The sequence below is a fragment of the bacterium genome (assembly GCA_021372775.1).
Classification (GTDB): domain Bacteria; phylum Acidobacteriota; class Polarisedimenticolia; order J045; family J045; genus JAJFTU01.
In genome coordinates, this window is the sequence record JAJFTU010000294.1 from 1 (window position 1) to 1,957 (window position 1,957).

At 76.5% G+C, this 1,957-nt stretch carries 3 protein-coding genes; 2 read left to right on the top strand and 1 reads right to left on the bottom strand.

The window, feature by feature from the left end:
- Nucleotides 1-957 (bottom strand): hypothetical protein (locus tag LLG88_10225; protein MCE5247280.1); only part of this gene is annotated, 957 nt, incomplete at its 3' end.
- 171 nt (nt 958-1,128) lie between these two features.
- Between LLG88_10225 and LLG88_10230 the strand changes: the two genes are divergently transcribed.
- Nucleotides 1,129-1,368, top strand: a complete 240-nt coding sequence (locus tag LLG88_10230) for an acyl carrier protein (GenBank protein ID MCE5247281.1) — start codon at nt 1,129-1,131, stop codon at nt 1,366-1,368.
- Between the two features lie 4 nt (nt 1,369-1,372).
- On the top strand, nt 1,373-1,957 hold a 585-nt coding region (locus LLG88_10235; protein ID MCE5247282.1), incomplete at its 3' end, for a ketoacyl-ACP synthase III.

The window sequence follows — 1,957 nt, forward strand, 5'->3', positions numbered from 1 at the left end:
CATCGCCGCGCCGACGACGAGGACCGCGACGAGCGCCGCGGCGGCGCCGAGCACGAGTCCGCGGTCGCGGCCGACGCCGCGCTTGGCCGCGAGCCCCGCGGCGAAGAGGGCCACGCCGACGGCGCCGGCGACGAGCGCGCCGCGGGAGCGCGACCAGAGAAGGGCGACGATCACGACGCCGGCGACGGTGGCGAAGACGAGCATCCGCGCCGGTCCCGGCGCGCGCGCTTCGTCCCGCTCCGGCGCCTCGCCGCGCGGCCGCGAGGCGAGCAGCCCGACCAGCGCGAAGAGGCCGAGCGAGAGGAGCGCGGCGAAGTGGTTCGGGCAGACGAACGTGCCGCAGGCGCGGCCGGAGTAGTAGATGTTCTTCCAGCCCCAGATGCTGTAGCTGCCGGAGAGCGACTCGGCGAGGGCGTAGACCGCCTCGACCAGCGCCGCGACCGCGGCGGCGCCGGCGGCGAGCCGGCGGTCCTCGCGGCGCGCCGTCGCGGCGAGCCCGACGAGGAACGCGGCGAGGGCGAGCCCCAGCCGCGTCAACCCTTCGAGATTGGCGTCGGGGTCGGCGCCGAGCGGGCGCCACGTCGCCTCCGTCCGGACGCCGCCCGCCGCGGCGGCGAGCGACGACTCGGCCGCGGAGAGCGCGGGATCGGCGCCGGGGAAGGCGAGCGAGGCGCGCGCCTCGCCGGCGAGGCGCGGCGAGAGGGCCGCGACCGCCGACGGCGGCAGCGGCGCGAGATAGAGCAGCCCGAAGACGGCGGTCGCCGCGGCGAGCCGCCACGTCCACCGCGCCCCCTCCCCGAGCGCGCGCCGATCGACCCAGAGCAGCCCGAGCGCCGCCGCGAGGGCGAACGCGAGCAGGGCGCGCGGCGCGTCGCCCACGGCGCCGAACGGCAGCGGCGCGGCCACGACCAACGCCAACCCGATGAAGAACGCCGCGCGGCGTCCCTTTCCGTCCATCGCGACCTCCCGTCGCGCACAGTCTACACGCGGCGCGCCGCGCCGATCCGGCCGCGCCGACGACGCCGCGCGCCGCCGCGTTTCGCGGCGTTCCGTCGTTGCGGCCGCCGCGGCGGCGAGAGATATTGGTCCTCCACCCGTCGTCTCTTCCCGAACCGGAGATCCTCGTTGATGGCCACCGCCGACATCGTCCGCGAGACGCTCGCCAACCACGCGCAGGCCGCGATTCCCGCCGACCCGGAAACGTCCCTCTTCGAAACGGGCGTCATCGACTCGTTCGGCCTGCTCGACGTCGTCGCCGACCTCGAGAGCCGCTTCGGCATCCGCGTGCCGGACTCGGAGATGGTCCCGCGGCGCTTCGAGACGATCGCCAAGATCTGCGCCTACGTGGACTCCCGCCGGAACGGCTGAGACGATGGCCCGCGTCCTCGCCTTCGGCCGCCGGCTGCCCGAACAGATCGTCGGCAACGCCCCGCTCGCCGCCGAGTTCGGCGTCGAGGAGTCGTGGATCGAAGCGGTTTCGGGAATCCGCGAGCGGCGCCGCGCGGCGCCCGACGAGACGGTCGTCGACCTCGCGGAGGGGGCGGCCCGCGCCGCGCTCGACGCGGCGGGCGTCGCGCCGTCCGACGTCGGCGCGATCGTCGTCGGCACCGGCACGCCGCGGCGCGTCTTCCCCGGCGTTTCGGCCGACCTGCAGGCGCGCCTCGCCTGCTTCGGCCCGGCGTTCGACGTCCATCTCGCCAGCTCGGGCGGCCTCTGCGCCTTCGCCCTCGGCGTCGATCTCTGCGCGCGCTACGGGCCGACGCTCGTCGTCGGCGCCGAGCGGATGAGCGAGGTGCTCGACCGCGCGCCGCGCGTCAAGGAGACGGCGATCCTCTTCGGCGACGGCGCCGGCGCGGCGGTCCTCGCCCCCGGCGAAGGGCCGATGCAGGTGATCGACGCGCGGCTCGACGGCAACGGCGAGTTGGCGTCGGCGCTCGCGCTCGACTTCGACGCGCCG

Bases quoted from the DNA above. Each gene is read 5' to 3' on its own strand.
- LLG88_10230 (MCE5247281.1), top strand. From the start codon at position 1,129: ATGGCCACCGCCGACATCGTCCGCGAGACGCTCGCCAACCACGCGCAG.